Here is a 17,021-nt window from a genome sequence, read left to right as displayed (position 1 = left end):
ATAACGGCGACCAGAATTAAAAAACTTATTTAATTTCCTCAATTCCACCATCGTTAAGAGAAAACGGATGTGCTTCCTCCTTTTTGAAAATCCCTTTTATCGAATCCAAAAGTGTTTTCTTTTTTAACTCAACAGGCTCATAAGGTGTAATTGTTTTCCTGCCGATCTGCTTATGAAAAGGCTGTTTTCGTAATTCTTTTTCAAAAACGACAATGGAGTCGTAGAACGATATGCAGTTGATATGGCGCGTGATTTCATCGATCCGTATTTTACTTTTGTCAACCACATGATGGTCATAAATTGAATCAACCAGATCTTTCGATTTTTCAATAAAAGAACCAGGATTTCTCAGACCTCCATGAAATTCGTCCCAGTAAGATGTGTGTGTATCTTCAACGATATACAGCCCGCCCTCTTTTACTTTCATATATAACATTTCAAAGGATACCAGCTGCTGATCCATTGTGTGCCCGCCATCGTCAATAACAAAATCAAGTTCCGGCAACTGGCTAGCCACATGACCTAAAAAATCTTTGTCACTTTGAGAACCGATAAAAATCGTGGTATTTTCCTCCTGCAACTTCTTACAATCCGGATTGATGTCGATTGCATAAATGTGGACATGCGCACCAAAATATTTCTTCCACAATTGCAGCGAACCGCCGTGAGAAATACCGATCTCTAAAATGTTGATCTTTTGACCCCGATATTTCGAAAAATATTTTTCATAAATGTCAAAATAGTGGTCCCACTTATGGATAAGGTTTCCTGTGTGGTTATAAAATATATCACGAATACTGTCAGGCGCTGATTGCATACGGCTTTAATTTTAATAATGGCTAACAGTTACAAATGTATAATAACTAAAAGCTTGTTAAAACCTAAGAGGAAATAATTTAGGATTGACGATTCACTGGTTCGGTATTTCACAAAAAAAATGACAACACCCAGCTCTTTATTCCCGGATAATATTTCATCAAAAAACGACCGCCGAAAATAATAATTACAACGCGGGTTGCGATTTTGAGCGATTGAAGATTTGTACGGTTCATGATCATTATTTAGCTGTTTACCTAAAATCCATAATTAAATAATTTCGTTGCAACTAACTGAAAATCAAAGTCTCATTCGGACACCACATGTGATCGACATAGGAGAAACTGCAACACGGATATTCGCAGGCGTAATCAAAATATCATTGGACGGATAATCTGTAACGATATTCTTAGTAACCCAAAAATTTCTATTCTCCCTGAGAACCAGAATTTCTTTCCGGCGGAGATTCTGGGTGTAATTCAGCTCGGAAAAATAAGAAAGTCGCTTTTTGCGGTATTCCAGACCCGCACTTGCTAAACCACTTACATATTGATCTCCCAGATAAACTTTTGGGGTATTTTTCAAAACTTCTCCACTAATAACCAGGCCTTGGGCATCTGTCAATCTGCCCACATACAAAGCATTTTTACCTGCCGATAGCCCTAGCGAGGCCGACAAAAACAGCGGATTTCCTTTCGGCTTTATCAGGAAATATTGATAAAATTTGATTGCTGTTGATTTGTAAATATCGGATGCAAATAATTCTTCAACAAAATCGATTTTTAATAACTTGTAGGGTGTCAGCTCATATCCAATGCTGAACATGCCTGCCGGAATAATGCGGGATCCAGGAATTTCAAAGGCGTTTTTATTTGTATCACCAACATGACCTAACCAGACAAGCCCTTTGCCCGGAGATTTAAAGAACGTCGTATGTAGCGCGTAGCTGACCATTAGTCGCTTTGCTACCTTGTATACTTTGGCTTTGGTGTTCATTTTAAATAAATCCAAACTGCCATAATCGTCTGCCGAAATTCTCTCTTTTGAAATCACAAGCCTTTCTAATCTTAATATTGAATCAAGTTCAGTTGTCGCATACTCGTCCTCAAAACTTACATGGTTACTGCTTTTTATTTCGGAAAACAGTTCACCAAATTGAAGCCGTTTTCCTAATGGTATTGGTGTAATGTCCCGGCCAAAATTAATTGCAGAAGTAATAAATTCCAGTGCATAATCAATATCCTGACCGGTTTTCTTGTTGTGGTTCGTTCCTTTTATCGCAGTATATTTCAGGACATATCTTTGATTCTGATAGCCATAAAGCGTCAGGTAGTTTCTTGTAAGTCTCTTCAACGGGATCAGCGGATTAACATTTTTTGGATCGCTGTCTTTCCATTCAATTATTTTGTAGGCCAGAGTCTTTTTATCAATCCAGATTCTACCTTCCTTTGTTTCCTCCCTGTCAGTGGAATTGAAGCGAACGACATAAACAGAATCTTCCCCATGGTTGTAAGTTGAAATAGATTCCAAATGATAGCTGAATCGTTTCTCAAAATGCGCTGGATTCAAAAATGTCGCTCTCATTTTAACCGGGTCATTCCAATTCGCCATAAACGCACCACCAAAATATCGCACATTATCCACACTATCTCTGTGAGGCAATACGAGATTTTTTAATTTGAGCACCTCCACTTGCGCATCCTGATTTGAGTGCTCGTATCCGCTCTGTTGTATACGTAAGGATGATTCGGTAAAATTCAGATACCGGTTATTTTGAGCTGATTTATGGTAGGATCTGTAAAATCCCACTAATTCCAATGGGTTTTGAGGATAGTTATCAACAATTTTCCTGTAAGCCTTCGTAAGCAAAGCTTTTAAAGAACCATCCGGAAAAATGACAATCGTTTCCAGTTGTTTTATATCCGGTTCAAGAACAATAGAAATATTTTTCATACGGCCATTCAATCGCACACGCTGCGTCTGAAATCCGACGGCAGTTATGATCAATATCTGCACATCGGATTCTCTCATTTTTAAATCAAAAATCCCTTTTTCGTCGGTTAGTGTGCCCTTAGTCCCGCGATCAATTTTTACGGAAGCCAATGAAACCGGCTCGCCCGTTAAGTCTTTTACCTCTCCCGTAACATGCCTGATTTGTGCAAAGCACTGTGTCGTCATTACAAAAAACGTGAAACAGAAAAAATATAATTTTTCACTCCTGACCATATACGCTTTCTGGTTTTCACTGAAATAAAGTAAATATCCACATCTTAATATCCGGATAATATCTTGCCAGCAACCGGCCTGCAAAAATGACGATCAGAATACGGAAACTATCTTTAAAATTTCGATACAAAAATATTATATTATTGATTATCAGACCCATAATACTTTTCTCGCTACGAATATGTTAAAAAAACAAGTTAAGAACTAAGTTAAAAAGTCGCTTAATTTTAAAGGCAGTTTTTTAATCAAATTTGGCATAAACGGATAATTCCAAATTATGAGCAGCAACGGAAGGCTGGCCGTCCATGGTCATAACATTTCATTATTTTGGCAAGCAAACTTTTAATAAAAAATTAGAACTATTGATTTTAATCTTTAAAACAATTCCGTGACTAATCTATGGATCTGGCTAGCTGAATTGATGGATGCGTGCAAAAGAAACGGCCATAATAGCGAATTGAATCGGATAGCCAAATAACTAAATACGATACCAGATACGAACTGCGGAAGCACATAAAACGGGTATAGGTAAATGAAGGACCAGTTTAATGGAGTGAAATTATAGATATGAACCAGTCCAAAAGCTACCATTAAAACCCAGCTCATATAATTGTAACTTTTCTTCTGAAAAATAGTTTGGAAGTTCTGATCAGAGATTTTCTCAGAAACGAGTATACCTGCTAAAATGATAAGTAATACGATACCATATGACCAGGACAAATATTTGAAATTAAAAAGCTCAGGAAACAGGAAATCCACCCAACCAAAAAAAATAGCCAGGCGAAGAAAAGTAGATTTGGTTATCAGCGGTAATCGAAAAAGTACTTCTTCACTAAATGGGCCAATAATACTAACTTTTAGAAAAGTGTCCAGAGGTGAATTCCATGCTCTAAATTCATTCCATGTATTATGCAGATTTTCAATTATCGAAATATTAAACTTCGATTTTAAGATTTCTTCGATGACAATGATGATACATAAAACAATGACAATACAGGAACAAAGGCAAAAAACAAACGCCTTTTTTAATAGTATTAACCGTTCCCTGATTGACTCGGTTTTTCCAGTATTAAAACCGGCATACGGATTCCGGTAAAATGTGAGGATATTTTTAAGCATGGATAGTGTGGTTTGCATAAAGAATTCCGGATTATACTATTTTGCTATTTCAGGTGTAATACTGATTTCTGTACATAACAAGAAAGGTCACTTATCTTGTAAGCGCTTATTTTTCAGCAGAATAAAAAAAATAAAGAATTAGGTTCGGATGTGTATTACAAACTACCCATCCAAAGGATTTAACCAATCATCCGCTTTGTCATAAATCAACTGATATAAGCTACGTTTGGCAATCACAAATTCAGCGCGAAGACTTAGTCCCTTGGTAAGCAAAACTTGATAACCGTTTTTCAATTTCAGCCTTTTCTGATCCAAAGAGCATTTGACTTTGAACACGGGCTGATCCTGCATAATTGTAAAATCCCGGGCAATATCCACCACGCTACCTTTTACCATACCCCATTCATTATAGTTAAAAGCATCCATACGAAATAAAACATGCTGCCCCTTTTTGATAAGTCCTATGTCTTGCGGCGAAACATAACATTCGGCGATAACCAGGGAATCGTCGGGAGAAATGATGCCCAAAGACTCACCCGCCTGTACAAAACTACCCACGTACTTTCCTGAGATTTGCTGCATTGTTCCTGCAACCGGCGCACTGACTGCATAGTTTTTCTTTTGTTCTGCAAGCTGTTTTTCCTCTGCATGTAATTGCTGCAAGTTTGCTCGCTGATTACTCAAATCGGACTGCCACTGCCCCATTTGCTGACGAAAAACAGATTCATACTGTGCAACCAGCTGCGTATGTTCGAATTCTTTGCTGTCAAATTCGCGCATCGCAATCACCTTTTCCTTAAAAAGTTTTCTATCGGCGTCCAGCTCTTTTTTGATTTTTTGCTGGTGAAATAAATTTTCCTGCATTTTCGACTGGAAGGAAAAGAATTGTTGCGCGTAAAGCGAAGTTTTGAAAACCTGTTCTGTGTATAAACCAGCCTTATCAAGTTTGACCAGTTTTTCCAGATCATGGATAAACGTGTTTATCTGCTCTTGCTGATCCTTATTTAGCTGTATCCGTGAAGATAATTCCTGCGAACTTATCTCGTAAAGCATTTCTCCTTTTTTGACCGTCTGGTTTTCAATGACCGTTACATTTTGGATGACACCATTGACCAGCGAACGGAGTTCTGTTTTCTCGTTTGCAGTTCGGAGACTACCAACGCTTTGGACAGAAATATCAATGTATAAAAACGGGAGCGAAAACAAGGTGAGCAAAATAGCAAAAATGGTTACGCCATATATCCACTGGCTCCTGACTGCCACACGCGGCAAATACCCTTCTATACTGTTTTCAAGGACATTCGAGGGGAAAAGTTGTTGCTGCATACCTGGCTTCCGGATTAATTTACATGATTTGTTTCAAATACCGATACACCACTTTGCTGGCTCCACAGTGAAGCGTACTGCCCTTTTTCGACCAACAGTGTATCATGAGTCCCTTTTTCGATAACTTTTCCCTTATGGACTACGATAATCTCATCCGCCTCCCGGAACTGTGGATAAGCGATGGGCAATGAGGACGACCGTCTTTCCAACCGCACAAAGTGACTTGATCGTGTCCTGCACATATCGTTCTGAAATGGTATCCAGAGACGATGTCGCTTCGTCAAAAATAATAATCTCAGGTTCGCGGTATAGGGCGCGTAGAATAGCCAGACGCTGCCGTTGTCCTCCCGACAAATTATTACCGTTCTCAGTAAGTTCGGTAATATATCCGTTGGGCAACTCTTCGATAAATTCGTGAATACCCAATTTTCGGGCATAATAGAGTATCTTCTTCATATCAGGCTCAAATTCTCCAAGGGCAATATTTTCCAGGACAGTTGCCGCGAAAAGATGAATCTGCTGCGGAACGACACTAACCAACTTTCTTAAACTTTCGTTACTAAGATGCTGAATATCAAAATCACCGATACTGACCCGTCCATTTTTTAATGGATACAAATTTTGAAGTAATGAAATGAGCGTCGACTTACCCGAGCCGCTCTCTCCCACGATCGCCGTAATTTTACCCTTCTTAATCGTAAGGTTCAATTGTTCAAAAATAATGGCGCGCGTTCCATATCTGAAAGTAACATCTTCCAGATTGATGTCCCCGACCATATCCCTCGTGAGCTCGATTTTATGTTCTGTTTTTTCGCGTTCCAAATCCATAATCTCAAAAAGCCTGTCAGCGGCAATCAACGCATCCTGTATGGTTTTGTTCGCACCAATAAGTCTGCCGGCAGGTCCGGTAAAATAACCGATCAATGCGTAAAAAGAAAAAAGCTCACCAGCCGTCAGTTCATTGGTCATGACAAACGAAGTACCAACCCACAGCAAAATGATCGTAAATAGCTGTGAAATAAACCCACTGGCAGTACCGACCGATAGTGACGACATGAAGGAGTTGTAAATGGTTCGGAGTAGCTGAATAAACCGTGTTTCCGTTTTATAGTTGGCATAAGCCTCCATACCAAATCGTTTGATGGTCGAAGCTGCATTTAGCGATTCTACCAGCTGTGCCTCCAGCTCAGCGGCGTCCTCCATAAGTTTCCGCTGAAGACGTTTATTAATCCGGTTGGATATCCAATAGAAAAACACGTAAAACGGAATGATAGCCAGCATAATCAGCGCCAGTTTCCAGTAATACGTAAACATCAGCATAAAAGAAAACAGCACAATAAACACGTTCACGACCAGATCCAGAACGGTCTCATTGATAAAAGACCGGATTTTCACTGCGTCATTGACCCTGGAAATGATCTCTCCCACCCGCATGGTATCAAAAAATTGCTGTGGAAGCGTAAGCAAATGTTTGTAGTATCCCAAAATTAGCTGCGCATCAATCTGCTGACCGGTTTTGAAAACAAAAACCGTTTTTATGGTACCCACTACGGTTTGTAATACCAGGATGAGCAACATACCGACACTCAATAAACGTAGCAAGTTCATGTTAGCTGAGGGCAGGACATGATCGGTTATTTTCTGAATATATATGGAGGTAGATAAGCCAAGTAAGGTTGCCACAGCTGCACCAAATAACGCCTGCACCATGACACTTTTGTGCGGATTGACAAGGGTCCAGAAGCGGTGCATGACCGAAATCCGCTGATTAGTTGCCTTAAACTCTTCTGACGGAAGCATGATCATCAAAACACCAGTCCACAACAGCTTGAATTCATCAAAGGATTTTGTATGCAATTTCCCATCACCCGGATCCATGTAGGTGACTTTCTTGTCCTTTATACGATACAGCACTACATAATGGTGAAGACCGGTGCCCGCATTCGTTGCAACGGCCTGGTGTTCCTTTTTGATAATAACATGAGCAATTGCAGGCAAAGGAATTTTCGCGATATTTTCAACCGTTCCTTTTACACCTTTGGCCTGAAAACCCAGCTTTTGGGCAGCCTCGATAAGCCCCAGCATGTTGGTGCCTTTCTGATCAGTCCCGGCGTACTGCCTCACCCTGGCGATTGGAAGGTGTAATTTATAATGAGCTGCAACCGAAGTCAGACAGGCTGCGCCGCAGTCGGTGATGTCGTGTTGTTTTATGAGGGTGCGTGTGGTCAAAGTATTTGTTTCGTATTATCTAATGGATTAAAAAGCAGCTGTTACCAACCTGCTTAGCTCGGACGTTGCATTAATGCATGCATGTAAAAAAAAAGGCCATAGTATAGATTTGTATTTGATTGTCAAATAACTCTGAACTGCACCACGAACAAATTGCGGAAGGACATAAAGAGGATACAAATAAAAAACGTCACCTTGCAAAGGCAAAAAGTTGGTGACATGAAGCATCGCGAAAGAAATAGTCAAAATCCAGCATAAATAATTATATTTTTTTTGACCGAAAATCGGTTGAGGATCATCATTTTTAAAAATAATTATCCCTCCGAAAATGATAATTAACACGGCGTAGTACCACCAGAAAGATACATCGAGTTGAAAGCTTCCTGAAAAAAAATACAGTATAAAAATAAAACTAATGACCCATTTTAAAAGATGAGACTTCGTTAAAAGAGGCAGACGAAAAATACATTCTTCAATAAAAGGCGCAATCAGACACATTTGAACAAAACTGCTTATGCGGGAGTGGGAAGTCCAAAATGAATTTCTATTTCGGGATAGATTTTCATAAATAGAAATACTGAACTTTGACTCCAAGAAATTATCTACCCCCATGATCATACAAATAATTAAAACCCCTGCGCCAAGGCAGAAGAGATAGCTTCTTTTTAAGACTATCACTTTCTCTCTTAAAGATTCTTTGTTGCCTGTGTTAAAGAAGGCGTATGGATTTTGATAAAATTGAAATATGTTTTTTATCATGGATGTCTAATTTTGTGAAGTACTTAGCATTAAGAAGCATCATTCAAAAACTTATAAATTTCAGCCGCTGAATTAATGCCAGCATGTAAGAGGAAAGGCCATATCATTGAGTTATATCTTATGGCCAAATAGCTGAAGACAATGCCATATATAAACTGAGGCAGAACGTATACAGGATATAGATAAAAAACCGACCAGTTCAATGGAACGAAATTGCCTAAATGTATCATACTGAAACTCAGGATTAATACCCAACATAAATAGTTGTAGTTTTTTTTCTCAAAAATCGGTTGGTTATCAGAATGATTAACCCGATTACTGATCAGAATTCCGACAAAAATCAATAGAATAATAACATGATACCACACGAATGAAATTTGGAAATAAAAGAGATTCGAAATCAGGTACGCAACAAGGATCAAAAAAATAATCATATTCCAAATCTGCGATTTGGTAATTAGTAATAATCTAAAAAGAAACTCTTCGTTAAATGGCCCCAATAAACATATCTTCATGAAACTAACCCAACCAGAAGAATTAGCTGATCTAAATTCATTTCTGTTATGATTCAAATTTCTAGCTATTGAAGTGTTAAAACAATATCTCAAAATGATTTCAATAATTGTTATCAGTATGACAAGCGCCAAAGTGGAGCCAATGCAGACCATAAATGCGTCTTTCATTAAAGTGATTCTCTCTTTTACAGAATCACTCTGACCTTTGTTCAAGTAAGAGTAAGGATTCCGGTAAAATGTGATGATATTTTTAATCATAGATAATTACTCCAATATTAAGATTCTATTCGAGCTTACAAAGCTAGTCCGAGTAGATTTGAAGCTAGAATTCGGAGAAATTTTTATATTTTATTGTCCAGATTAACACTATTGAAACAAGGAAATTATAAAGCCTTTGATTATAGGATAAACCTTGGATACAAATGGTCCAAGTGCTATACCTAGTAACATATATAAGAAATTTTCGAGTTGTTTATTGATTTTTCGAGTTTCCAAAATATGCATATTAGAATATTAAATAAAAAAAATTCATTATAAATAATTCAAGCGGTCGTGTATATTTAAGTAGTGGAGCTAAAAGACTCCACTACCCATTTACATTAACAACCGCATTTAGCCTTAGCCATGGCATAATCACTCAACGCGCTTTGAGCACCTTGTGTAACAACCAAGTGGGCGAATCTAAACAACATACCAACATCATATCCGAAGGTTCCTCCTTCTATCAATAGCAATTCGGATAAGTCCATTTCAAGTATAGCATTGTCAACAGACGAATTTTGCACTGAATCTTTCATAAGATTTGTAATTTAAGTAAATACAATAAGGTTTTATTTTTTAGGACATTCCCCAGACAAACCAGCCTTAAAATCATCCCAGTCTGCAATAACCCCGGCCAACAAACCTGCTGCGAGAATAGGCCAGAGAATTGGCCAAATAACACCGCCTATTGTTTCTTCCAACTCAATGCAAGACATAGAGACCAAATCCGTGTTTTCAAATTCGAAAGACTCCATAATTTCAAAAATTTAAAGTGAAAAAAGATTCTTAAAACTCATCACCTGATTCAGTTGGCCAACAGCATTTTAATGATGATGTCGTAAAGCTAAACAACGCCAGTGCACTATAATTGCACCGGTGATATTTTTGTAAAATATTTTTAAAAATATCGTTTTTTTTGGTTACAAAATAAATCACATTTCATTAAACACTCATTATCAACAAATTGAATAAATATCCACTTAGTAGATTACTTTATAATTAGTTGATACGGGTCATTTTTTTCAGTTGTGAACTAAAGGTACTACAATGTAAAGTCAAAAAAATAACTGAAAATTTAAAAAGGTCATTGTCTTTAAGATAACTCAGGGCTTTATCCATACTGACCACATCGTCCGTGACGAGTAAGTTAGAAAGGGAAAACACAACGATACTGATAAATGCTCCAAAAAACGTCTGAAAGAAACAACGGTACCTTAACCTTTCGATTTCAGCAGTCTCATTTTTCTCTCTGGAAACAGTAACCAATATCAATCCACTAAGGCCAAACCATTTCAAGACACCAACCCATGTCTCCATCAATGGTGAAAAGAAGTCAAAATTTAACATGACGAAAAAAAACATAACCAACGACAGGATCACAATCCCGTACCCGATCTTTTTGAAATAAAATGATAACATCATGGGTGCTGTTTAAAATTGGTTCTCAAAAATAAAATAGCCTCCAATCACAAGGCTGTTGAACAAAGCATGCAACAATACGCCATACCAAAAACCATAAATAATCCGGATGTAACCCAGCATTAACCCGCCGAAAGTTTGGCTCATGGTAATGAATGGAATGAAGAGATAGTGAGAACTATTGATTTGGTAATTGAAAATATGAATCCCTCCAAAGAGCAGTGCTGAGATATAATATAACCATTTGAAATAGTTCCAATGCCGAAAATATCCTAACCAAAACCGGAACATGATTTCTTCGATAAATGGGGCCAGAATGATCGCTGTAATTGTTTTAACAATTATGCCCACATTTATATCTTTTTCCACTAATTCGTCAAACAATCCTAATTTTTCTGCAATCTCCAAAGGCAGCCCAAAAACAATCAAACTAATGCCCATAGATATGAACAGAAAGTAAAAGCAAATATGTAAAAGCTTTTGTCTTTCCGTTAGGACTATATAATCAGGATCATTTGGATTTCTGACAAACCCAATAAAATGCAGCATCAAATATTTGAAATGAATAGTCATGTTAAGTGTGTGTGTTTGATTGTTCGAGGGCTTATGCTTCGATTGCACTGCTACCATCTTCGTCTTTTCTTGCGCACCTGTTGGTTGGTTTACCCTATTAATAAAAGATAAAAACGGCTGGACTAAACATGGCCTAATTCATTACGTTGCAACCATAATAAACCCGACAGTACGTTCATAATAATAGGTTTGCCTGACATGGCAAAAGGCAATCGGGGCTCCCATTTCCCTCATGATACGTATGTATTCATACACCGCCCTTTTGGAGAGATCCAGTTTTTCAGCTAATTCGGCAGGGGTGCCAGTCGACTTTTTACCGATCAAGTGATGTAACCGGTCGAAACGTTCCAGATATTTTGTCAGGTTCATATTTAAAAATAGTGCTGATGTAATTCGGAGCACAATGTAGAAACAATAGGTAAACATAAACCAAGTTCTTCTATACTATTTTAATCAAATTTTGAATAAACCAAGAATAAGTTTAAAATAACATATAGATCACGCTTAGATTCAGAACAATTATTCCCCCAAAGCTTCCCAATCCCCACTCTCGTGCAGAAAAACATTATAATCAACAAAACCGCGAATACCGACTGCCCAGCCCTTTTCGCTGTGCTGCCAGAAAAGCACATGGGCATCAGAAGCCAGATCGTCAATGTGGTTTCGGGAATAACCAGCCAGCCAGAGCGGATAATCATCGAAATTGCCGGCTATATATTTTTTGTAAAAATGTTCATTGACATAAATGATCGGGCGGACGCCGTAATGTTTTTCAATCAGAACGAGCCAGTTCCTAACGCCTTTCACGATAATATCATTCGGTTTTCGGGCATCTGTTTCGAGGTCGAGGACAGGTGGAAGATCGCCTGGCAATAATTCAACCTGACCGATAAAGTTTGCAACCTGGCGGTCCGACATTACCCGTGGATTGTAGAAATGATATGCGCCGCGTTTCATGCCGATCCGCCTGGCTTCCTTCCAGTTTCTTTGAAATTCTCTGTCTAAATGGGTAGCCCCCTCGGTGGCTTTGATGTAAACAAAATCGATCCCCATCTCCTCAGTTCTGGATTCTTTCAGTTTGTCCCAATTGATACGGGCATTATGGTGCGACACGTCGATCCCATGCACGGCGTATTTTAACGGAAGTTTTATACCAGCTTTCGCGATGTAGGTCCACTGGTTTTCATCCTTCTTGTCGCGCCACCATACCAACGCCCCAATGACCAAAACAACGCCCGCAATAATTGCCCAGCCTTTGGCAGGTAAGGGTTTCAAATAATCAGGTTTCGCTAATATGCTGCTTTGTGTTTTCTTCTTTGCCATAGGTTGGCAAAAGTACAAAAAGATCAGGATCGGACGGTATGGTATGTTTTTAACTCAAACTAGTTGGGTTACTGGTAAAGATTTTACGAAAAAGGTAATGATAATAAACAATTGAATATCAGCGACTAACAATTAAAAACTACACGATATATCTTACTTTCAGAATTCCATCTACAAAAAATATACGTTTAAATTCGATAAAGGTGTGACGATTATTCCAACTGATAGTCTAACGATTACAGACAAACCTGTATCTGCACGTTTACGATAAACCCGCTGTTGGCTATGAAAACCAAAAAAAAACCAAATGATCTCGCCAAAAGAATTAAAAAGCTTCGTCTCCTGCATGGATTTAAGCAGGAGCGGATGGCGCAGGAAATCGGGCTCAGCCAAACTGCATACAGCAAAATTGAAACGGGAGATACCAGTCTGTCTGTCGGAAGGGCGGCAATGATTGCCAAAGTATTCGGAATGTCCTTAACCGCTCTATTGGAATGGGAGGAAAATATTTTAAAATAATTTCGCACAAATTGTGACCTACAACACAAACACCAGTCTAGATACCAGAATTAATCTAACACACGCTATACTTGCTTTAACTAAGACCGACACACACAATTGTTAACACTTCATCAACAACTTATTTTAAGCTTACTTATTCCTCCAATTTACACACACTCAAAGCCTGTTCGAACCTATAAAGTTCTGAACGGGCTTTGTTTTATTACGGGGCAAGTAACCAATTCGCATCGTTTTACCACTCATTATTGTTATTCACCATTCATGTACTTTGCATTGCATAGTACCTGCCATAACACATACATTTGTTACGTTCTTTAACAGCAACAGAACTTGAACTTTATAAATTTATTAGCCATGAAAAATCCATTCAAAACAATCATCAGCGTATTTGTATTAGCTTCCGTTATTTCTTTCTCAACTTTTGCCAACGATAAAGAAATTAAAAAAGTTACCGGATTTAACTCGGGGATTTATGCCTCCAAAGACGGAAAAATCAAAGTAAATATCGATAAATATAATAGAGCGAGCACATCAATCCTTTTTCAGGATGCGAAAGGGAAAGTGATCTACAAAGAAGTAGCCGGAAGAGGCGACAAAAAATTGAGACGCGAAATTAATACCAATGATCTGGCCGCTGGAAAATATACTTTGGAAATATCCAGTCAGGGAGAAAAACAAACTAGAGAATTCCAGTTAGAGGAAAAAGTAACAGAACGTTCTGTGAAAATTGATTAGCGAATAGGAGAAAATAAAGGCCGGGATGAAGTTCATGCCGGCCTTTTTTTCATATAACTACGTTCACTATACGTTTAGGAACAACGATGACTTTTTTAGGCGCATTACCTTCCAGCCATTTAATTACAACCTCGTTCGCCAGCACTTCTTTTTCAATTTCCGCCGGTGCGGTATCCAAAGCAAAAGGAAGCGTTACCCGAACTTTTCCGTTGATCTGGATCGGATATTCAAAAATGGCATCCACAACATATTGCTGCTCCCATTTTGGGAACGAAGCTTTCGAAACGCTTCCTTTTTCATTGCCCAATGCATCCCACAATTCTTCGCTTAAATGCGGGGCATAAGGAGAAATCAAAACAACAAGCTCCTGCAAAACCGATCGTTTGTTACATTTCAAACTTCCGAGTTCGTTCACACACATCATAAATGCGCTGACGCCGGTATTGAATGAAAAGTTTTCAATATCCTCTTCAATCTTTTTGATCGTCTTATGCAAAACGCGTAATTCCTCGGGTTTCGCAGCTTCGTCTTTTACCAGCCATTGTCCCTGGTCGTTGTAAAACAAACGCCAGAATTTTCTGATAAAACGATAAGTTCCGTCTATACCATTGGTGTTCCACGGTTTTGCCTGCTCCAAAGGTCCCAGGAACATTTCATACAAACGCAAAGTATCAGCACCATATTTGGTTACGATATCATCCGGGTTCACAACGTTAAATTTGGATTTCGACATTTTCTCGACTTCCACACCACAATGATATTTCCCATCTTCCAGAATAAACTCAGCATTTTCGCCAGCGATATCACGGCGCGTCGCTTTGAATTTTTCAATATCCAGAATATCGTTTTCTACAATATTAACGTCTACGTGCAAAGCAGAAACCTCATATTGAGATTTTAGCCCTTCACTGACAAAAACAGGTTTGCTGTATTCTTCACTTTTTACACGATACACAAAACTGCTTCTTCCCTGAATCATTCCCTGATTAATTAGCTTTTTGAAAGGCTCTTCCTCCGGCACAAAACCTCTGTCTTTCAAGAATTTATTCCAGAATCGACTGTACAATAGATGCCCGGTTGCATGTTCGGTCCCGCCGATATACAAGTCAACATTCCGCCAGTAATCGATCGATTCTTTCGACGCAAACGCTGTTTCATTTTTGGCATCCATATAACGATACCAATACCAGCTGCTTCCAGCCCAACCCGGCATCGTGCTTAATTCATATCCATTTCCGCTTCCATGCCCCCAGCCTTCTGCGCGTCCCAATGGCGGTTCGCCGTGTTCTGTTGGCAAATATTTATCAATCGCCGGCAAATTTAACGGCAATTCTTCCTCTTTCAATAAATATGGCAAAGGCTGTCCCGTGCTATCATTTTTGTAATAAACCGGTACTGGCTCACCCCAATAACGCTGGCGACTGAAAACGGCATCACGCAAACGATAATTGATTTTCCCCTTACCAACACCTTTTTCTTCCAGCCACTGAATTAATACTTTATTTGCCTCATGAAATGTCAACCCATTGATCATTCCAGAGTTGATATATTTACCCTCTTTGGTATTATCCGCCTGGACATCCATTTCTTTCTGAGAATCCAGGATTGGAATAATCGGCAGATTAAAATGTTTTGCAAAATTCCAGTCGCGCTGATCACCTGAGGGAACGGCCATAACCGCACCAGTTCCATAACCAGCCAAAACATAGTCGGCAATGTAAACCGGTATTTTTTCGTCGTTAAAAGGATTGATTGCGTAAGCGCCCGTAAAGGCTCCTGAAACCGTTTTCACGTCACTTGTCCGGTCACGCTCTGAACGTTTTTTGGTCAGATCGATATAAGCGTCAATTTCGGCTCTTTGCTCAGGCGTAGTAATTACGTCCACAAGCTCATGTTCCGGCGCGATCACCATAAACGATACGCCGTAAATTGTATCAACCCGCGTTGTAAATACCGTAATGGTTTCCAAACCCGCCTCACCTGTTGCGGAAGTTGCCACAGGAAATTTCACCAATGCACCCACCGAGCGGCCGATCCAGTTACGCTGTTGCTCCTTCAAAGATTCTGTCCAGTCTACATGATCCAGACCATCCAAAAGACGTTGTGAATAGGCAGTAATCCGCATCATCCACTGGCGCATTAATTTCTGAATCACCGGAAATCCGCCCCGTTCAGAAACGCCGTCTTTCACCTCGTCGTTAGACAAAACCGATCCTAGACCGGGGCACCAGTTTACGGTCGCATCAGCAACATACGTGATGCGGTACTTTAATGTGATCTTATATTTTTCTTCCTCAGAATATGAATTCCATTCCTCAGCCGTAAATGAAGGTGTATCTTCATCACAAGCTGCATTTACAAGCTGATTCCCATTTTCCTCAAATTGAGCGATAAGCGTTTCAATTCTTTCAGCCTTATCTGCTTCATTGTTATACCAGCTTTCAAAAAGCTCCGTAAAAATCCATTGCGTCCATTTATAATAAGAAGGATCGGAAGTACGAACTTCGCGGCTCCAATCATAGCTGAAACCAAGATTTTTTAATTGCTCAATATAACGGGTAATATTTTGTTCGGTAGTAATGGCCGGGTGCTGGCCAGTCTGAATCGCATACTGCTCCGCGGGAAGACCAAAACTATCAAATCCCATCGGGTGCAGAACGTTAAATCCTTTCAGGCGTTTGTATCTCGAATAAATATCAGAAGCAATATATCCAAGTGGATGGCCTACGTGCAAGCCGGCTCCGGAAGGATACGGAAACATATCCAAAACATAATATTTAGGAAGATCAGACTTATTTTCAACCTGAAAAGTCTCATTTTGTTCCCAAAAACTCTGCCATTTTTTCTCTATTTCCCGGGGACTATATTCACTCATTCTTTCTCAACAATTTAGTCTAAAATTAGCTTTGGCTTTTACAGCCCGCAAAAATAGCGTTTTTGATCGTAATAAGCCTTCTTTTCGCACTAAATCCTGGTATTAATTACTTCGTGAACTTGTTTAGACTTTCATGATTATTAAGGTCTTACGTTCGAAATGCATCCGGTGAAGCCTATCTTACCAGTTACTTTTGCGGGTTATTGACGTATAAATTCCGAACTGTGACTTAAATACACAAATTTTAAAAAAATTTAAAAATGGTCAGAGGTTGTGGAAACAAATGCTCACAATTTCACTATTCAATGTTGTTAGGGCAACGG

15 protein-coding genes are annotated in these 17,021 nt (G+C 39.0%); 2 read left to right on the top strand and 13 right to left on the bottom strand.

Annotated elements, in window-relative coordinates:
- Window positions 1-25 precede the first annotated feature (25 nt).
- From L0657_RS12090 to L0657_RS12045, 12 genes are all read right to left on the bottom strand, one after another.
- Window positions 26-817 (bottom strand): class I SAM-dependent methyltransferase, encoded by a 792-nt coding sequence (locus L0657_RS12090; RefSeq protein ID WP_235151056.1) that lies wholly within the window; start codon window positions 815-817, stop codon window positions 26-28.
- Window positions 818-1,116: 299 nt separating this feature from the next.
- Complete coding sequence (locus L0657_RS12085; protein WP_235151055.1) at window positions 1,117-2,994, bottom strand: carboxypeptidase-like regulatory domain-containing protein; 1,878 nt, start codon at window positions 2,992-2,994, stop codon at window positions 1,117-1,119.
- A 423-nt stretch (window positions 2,995-3,417) separates the two neighbouring features.
- The gene (locus L0657_RS12080) at window positions 3,418-4,179 is read right to left on the bottom strand and encodes a CPBP family intramembrane glutamic endopeptidase (RefSeq protein WP_235151054.1); all 762 of its coding nucleotides are present in this window, start codon (window positions 4,177-4,179) and stop codon (window positions 3,418-3,420) included.
- 144 nt (window positions 4,180-4,323) lie between these two features.
- Window positions 4,324-5,487 carry an HlyD family secretion protein gene (locus L0657_RS12075; protein ID WP_235151053.1) on the bottom strand — a complete coding sequence of 388 codons (1,164 nt, stop codon included), beginning with the start codon at window positions 5,485-5,487 and terminating at the stop codon, window positions 4,324-4,326.
- A 150-nt stretch (window positions 5,488-5,637) separates the two neighbouring features.
- The gene (locus L0657_RS12070; RefSeq protein ID WP_409015042.1) at window positions 5,638-7,716 is read right to left on the bottom strand and encodes a peptidase domain-containing ABC transporter; all 2,079 of its coding nucleotides are present in this window, start codon (window positions 7,714-7,716) and stop codon (window positions 5,638-5,640) included.
- A gap of 27 nt (window positions 7,717-7,743) precedes the next feature.
- Window positions 7,744-8,214 carry a type II CAAX prenyl endopeptidase Rce1 family protein gene (locus tag L0657_RS28165; protein WP_409015057.1) on the bottom strand — a complete coding sequence of 157 codons (471 nt, stop codon included), beginning with the start codon at window positions 8,212-8,214 and terminating at the stop codon, window positions 7,744-7,746.
- A 290-nt stretch (window positions 8,215-8,504) separates the two neighbouring features.
- Window positions 8,505-9,143: a type II CAAX prenyl endopeptidase Rce1 family protein gene (locus tag L0657_RS28160; protein WP_409015056.1), complete on the bottom strand. Its 639-nt coding sequence runs from the start codon at window positions 9,141-9,143 to the stop codon at window positions 8,505-8,507.
- Window positions 9,144-9,589: 446 nt separating this feature from the next.
- Window positions 9,590-9,787, bottom strand: coding sequence for a hypothetical protein (locus L0657_RS12065; RefSeq protein WP_235151052.1), 198 nt, complete (start codon window positions 9,785-9,787; stop codon window positions 9,590-9,592).
- A gap of 33 nt (window positions 9,788-9,820) precedes the next feature.
- The gene (locus tag L0657_RS12060) at window positions 9,821-10,006 is read right to left on the bottom strand and encodes a hypothetical protein (RefSeq protein WP_235151051.1); all 186 of its coding nucleotides are present in this window, start codon (window positions 10,004-10,006) and stop codon (window positions 9,821-9,823) included.
- 676 nt (window positions 10,007-10,682) lie between these two features.
- On the bottom strand, window positions 10,683-11,243 hold the full coding sequence (locus L0657_RS12055) for a CPBP family intramembrane glutamic endopeptidase (RefSeq protein ID WP_235151050.1): 561 nt from the start codon (window positions 11,241-11,243) through the stop codon (window positions 10,683-10,685).
- Window positions 11,244-11,384: 141 nt separating this feature from the next.
- Window positions 11,385-11,612 carry a helix-turn-helix domain-containing protein gene (locus L0657_RS12050; RefSeq protein WP_235151049.1) on the bottom strand — a complete coding sequence of 76 codons (228 nt, stop codon included), beginning with the start codon at window positions 11,610-11,612 and terminating at the stop codon, window positions 11,385-11,387.
- Window positions 11,613-11,762: 150 nt separating this feature from the next.
- The gene (locus L0657_RS12045) at window positions 11,763-12,566 is read right to left on the bottom strand and encodes a glycoside hydrolase family 25 protein (RefSeq protein WP_235151048.1); all 804 of its coding nucleotides are present in this window, start codon (window positions 12,564-12,566) and stop codon (window positions 11,763-11,765) included.
- 285 nt (window positions 12,567-12,851) lie between these two features.
- On the opposite strand from L0657_RS12045, the gene L0657_RS12040 reads away from it, so the two are divergent.
- Entirely contained in the window at window positions 12,852-13,085 is a 234-nt protein-coding gene (locus tag L0657_RS12040; protein WP_235151047.1) for a helix-turn-helix domain-containing protein, read from the top strand.
- 357 nt (window positions 13,086-13,442) lie between these two features.
- Window positions 13,443-13,823: a hypothetical protein gene (locus L0657_RS12035; RefSeq protein WP_235151046.1), complete on the top strand. Its 381-nt coding sequence runs from the start codon at window positions 13,443-13,445 to the stop codon at window positions 13,821-13,823.
- Window positions 13,824-13,872: 49 nt separating this feature from the next.
- On the opposite strand, the gene leuS is transcribed toward L0657_RS12035, so the two are convergent.
- Window positions 13,873-16,698, bottom strand: a complete 2,826-nt coding sequence (leuS, locus tag L0657_RS12030) for a leucine--tRNA ligase (protein ID WP_235151045.1) — start codon at window positions 16,696-16,698, stop codon at window positions 13,873-13,875.
- Window positions 16,699-17,021: the final 323 nt, after the last annotated feature.

Source organism: Dyadobacter sp. CY345, assembly GCF_021502725.1.
In the GTDB taxonomy this organism is placed as follows: Bacteria; Bacteroidota; Bacteroidia; order Cytophagales; family Spirosomataceae; genus Dyadobacter.
This window is presented reverse-complemented; position numbering and strand designations above follow the sequence as displayed.